The 3736-nt window shown below is 73.1% G+C and carries 4 protein-coding genes; 1 reads left to right on the top strand and 3 read right to left on the bottom strand.

The features are described 5' to 3' along the window. Positions 1-138: 138 nt before the first annotated feature. Both B0E53_RS34210 and guaB read right to left on the bottom strand, forming a co-directional pair. On the bottom strand, positions 139-1257 hold the full coding sequence (locus B0E53_RS34210) for a GuaB3 family IMP dehydrogenase-related protein (protein WP_107079684.1): 1119 nt from the start codon (positions 1255-1257) through the stop codon (positions 139-141). Positions 1258-1287: 30 nt separating this feature from the next. Then, a complete protein-coding gene (gene guaB / locus B0E53_RS34205; protein ID WP_107079683.1) occupies positions 1288-2850 on the bottom strand; it encodes an IMP dehydrogenase in 1563 nt (520 codons plus the stop codon). Positions 2851-3048: 198 nt separating this feature from the next. Here guaB and B0E53_RS34200 point away from each other — a divergent pair, with 198 nt between their 5' ends. Further along, the gene (locus B0E53_RS34200; RefSeq protein ID WP_107079682.1) at positions 3049-3453 is read left to right on the top strand and encodes a DUF5319 domain-containing protein; all 405 of its coding nucleotides are present in this window, start codon (positions 3049-3051) and stop codon (positions 3451-3453) included. Positions 3454-3462: 9 nt separating this feature from the next. On the opposite strand, the gene B0E53_RS34195 is transcribed toward B0E53_RS34200, so the two are convergent. After that, positions 3463-3736: response regulator transcription factor (locus B0E53_RS34195; protein WP_146167900.1), on the bottom strand; the 274-nt coding region annotated here is incomplete at its 5' end.

Here is a 3736-nt window from a genome sequence, read left to right as displayed (position 1 = left end):
CCGGAGACCTCAGCCTTTATCGATCACCGCCACGCCGGCACCTCACCACCCGCCGACCCCTTACCAAACACGGCCTAGACGCGCGACGGCGCGGGTGGGACCGGAATCCGCACCCGCGCCGTCGGCCGGTCACCCGGGTCAGCGGTCGAGGACCAGGCCGACCTTCTGGAACTCCTTGAGGTCGCGGTAGCCGCACTTGGCCATCGCGCGGCGCAGCCCGCCGAAGAGGTTGAGCTGGCCGTCCGGCTCGTCGGCCGGGCCGAAGAGCAGCTTCTCCATCGAGCCGAGCGGCTCGCCGGCCGCCTCGAAAGCGCCGCGCGGCAGCGACGGGTGGCTGGCGGCCGAGTGCCACCAGGCGCCGCCGGCCGGGGCCTCCTCGCAGAGCGACAGCGGCTCGCCGAGCATCACGGCGTCGGCCCCGCAGCCGAGCGCCTTGGCGATGTCGCCGGAGGTCTGCATGTCGCCGTCGGCGATCAGGTGCACGTACCGGCCACCGGTCTCGTCGAGGTAGTCGCGGCGGGCCGCGGCGGCGTCGGCGATGGCGGTGGCCATCGGCACCCGGATGCCGAGCACCGACTCGGTGGTGGACCAGTCGTCGCCGCCGATACCGACGATCACACCGGCCGCGCCGGTGCGCATCAGGTGCAGCGCGGTCTTGTAGTCGGTGCAGCCGCCGACGATGACCGGCAGGTCGAGGTCGGCGATGAACTCCTTGAGGTTCAGCGGCTCGTCGGTGGTGGAGACGTGCTCGGCGGAGACGATGGTGCCCTGGATGACCAGGATGTCCACGCCGGCGTCGAGGATCACCGGGGCGAGCGCCAGGGTGTGCTGCGGGGAGACCCGGACGGCCACCGTGCCGCCGCCGGCGCGCAGCTCGCGGACCCGCTCGGCGATGAGGTCGGGGCGGATCGGCTCCGCGTAGACCTCCTGGAGCCGCTTCGTGGCCCGGGCGTCCTCGTCCAGGCCGGCCAGCTCCTCCAGCACCTTGGCCGGGTTCTCGTAGCGGGTCCAGAGGCCCTCGACGTTGAGCACGCCGAGGCCGCCGAGCTGGCCGAGCCGCACCGCCGAGGCGGGGCTCATGGTCGCGTCGGAGGGGTGCCCGACGCAGGGAATGCCGAACTGGTAGGCGTCGAGCTGCCACGCGGTGGAGACGTCGTCGACGTCCCGGGTGCGGCGGCTCGGCACGATGGCGATGTCGTCCAGGTGGTAGCCGCGCTGCGCGGTCTTGCCCAGCCCGATCTCGACCACGTCACGCATGGGGGACTCCAGGTGGTGGGGGGTGGTGGGTCAGCGGGAGTGGTAGTTGGGCGCCTCGACGGTCATCTGGATGTCGTGCGGGTGGCTCTCCTTGAGGCCGGCCGCGGTGATCCGGATGAGCTGGCCGCGCCGGTGCAGCTCGGGGATGCTCTCGGCGCCGACGTACCCCATGGCGGCGCGGAGCCCGCCGGTGAGCTGGTGGGCGACCTGGGCGAGCGGGCCCCGGTAGGGCACCTGGCCCTCGACGCCCTCGGGGACCAGCTTGTCCTCGGCGAGCACGTCCTGCTGGAAGTAGCGGTCCTTGGAGTAGGACTTGCCCTGGCCCCGCGACTGCATCGCGCCGAGCGAGCCCATCCCCCGGTACGCCTTGTACTGCTTGCCGTTGATGAAGATCAGCTCGCCCGGGCTCTCCTCGCAGCCGGCCAGCAGGCTGCCGAGCATCACCGTGTCGGCGCCGGCCACCAGGGCCTTGGCGATGTCGCCGGAGTATTGAATGCCGCCGTCGCCGATCACCGGCACGCCGGCCGGGCGGGCCGCCCGGGACGCCTCCATGATCGCGGTGATCTGCGGTACGCCCACCCCGGCCACGATCCGGGTGGTGCAGATGGCCCCCGGGCCGACGCCCACCTTGATGCCGTCGGCGCCCGCGTCGACCAGCGCCTTCGCGCCGGCGTAGGTGGCGATGTTGCCGCCGACGATGTCGATGGCGACGTCCTTCTTGAGCCGGGCGACCATCTCCAGCACGGCCCGCTGGTGGCCGTGCGCCGTGTCCACGATGAGCACGTCCACCCCGGCGTCGACCAGGGTGCGGGCCCGCTTGTACGCGTCCTCGCCGACGCCCACCGCGGCGGCGACCCGGAGCCGGCCGGCCTCGTCCTTGGTGGCGTTCGGGTACTGCTCGCTCTTGGTGAAGTCCTTGACCGTGATCAGCCCGCGCAGCTTGCCGGTCTCGTCGACGATCGGCAGCTTCTCGACCTTGTGGCGGCGCAGCAGGTCGAGGGCCTCGTCCTTGCGCACCCCGACCGGGGCCGTGACCAGCGGGGTCCGGGTCATGATGTCGCGGACCGGGGTGGCCGGGTCGGAGACGAAGCGCATGTCGCGGTTGGTCACGATGCCGACCAGCTCGCCCTGCCCGTCGACCACCGGCACGCCGGAGATGCGGTAGCGGCCGCAGAGCGCGTCGACCTCGCGGAGCGTGTCGTCCGGGCTGGCGGTCACCGGGTTGGTGATCATGCCGGACTCGGAGCGCTTGACCAGGTCGACCTGGAGCGCCTGGTCCTCCACGGAGAGGTTGCGGTGCAGCACGCCGATGCCGCCCTGGCGGGCCATGGCGATCGCCATCCGCGCCTCGGTGACGGTGTCCATCGCGCTGGACAGCAGCGGGACGTTCAGCTCGATGCGGCGGGTGAGCATGGTGCGGGTGTTCACCCGGCTCGGCACCACGTCCGACTCGCCCGGCTGGAGGAGCACGTCGTCGAAGGTCAGCCCGAGCGGCACCACCCGGGCCGAGCCGGCGGGCAGCTCGGGCAGATGGCCGCCCAGCTCACCGCCGTCGCGGCCGGCCGGGATCTCGGTGCTGGGCGAATTCTCCACGATTGCTCCCCATGAGCTGGTCGGACGGGCTGCAGCGAGGCGGCGCGCGCGGGCACCGGCGCACGCCGGGGTGACGGCGCGTCGCTTCATCGTACCCATTGAGCTGCGCGGCCCCCGGCAGCGGCGGGCCGGGGTAGGCGGCGCCACAGGGAATGCCGGGGGCGGACTTTCCGGGGGGTCGGGGACTACGGTGAGGGGGTGCACGACGAGCCCATCGACCCGTTCAACGGCGACCCGGCCGATCCGGCTGCCGGCCTGCACGACCCGCGCGAGGCCGACCCGCTCGACCCGCTGACCGAGGTCGAGCGGCAGGACGTCCTGGAGGATCTCGCCGACCTGGAGATCTACCAGGCCCTGCTCCAGCCGATCGGCGTCCGCGGCCTGGTCATCGAGTGCGAGGACTGCCGCGAGCCACACTACTTCGACTGGGACCTGCTCCGGGGCAACCTGCGCCACCTGCTCAACTCGGGGCGGCCCCGGGTGCACGAGCCGGCCTACGACCCCGATCCGGACCACTACGTGAGCTGGGACTACGCCCGCGGCTACGCGGACGGCGTGCACGACACCCTCACCGAGGGCACCGACGACACCGCCGAGGACTGACGGGCCGGCTCAGGCGACCAGCCCGGCGCGGAAGCCGGCGGCCACGGCGTGCGCCCGGTCGCGCGCGCCGAGCTTGCGGAACAGCCGGCGGGCGTGCGTCTTGACCGTGTCCTCCGAGACGAACAGCTCCCGCCCGATCTCCGCGTTGCTCTTCCCCTCGGCCATGCCGAGCAGCACCTGAAGCTCACGCTCCGTGAGCCCGACCGCGCTGCGCGGGGTGCGCGCCGACCGCTGCGGGCCGCCCGCCGGCGCCGGCTCCGCCTCGGCGGCCGCCGGGTCGGCG

This window comes from Micromonospora sp. MH33 (assembly GCF_003013775.1).
GTDB lineage: Bacteria > Actinomycetota > Actinomycetes > Mycobacteriales > Micromonosporaceae > Micromonospora > Micromonospora fulviviridis.
The sequence above is the reverse complement of the archived record's forward strand: the minus strand, read 5'-3'. Positions and strand labels throughout refer to the sequence as shown.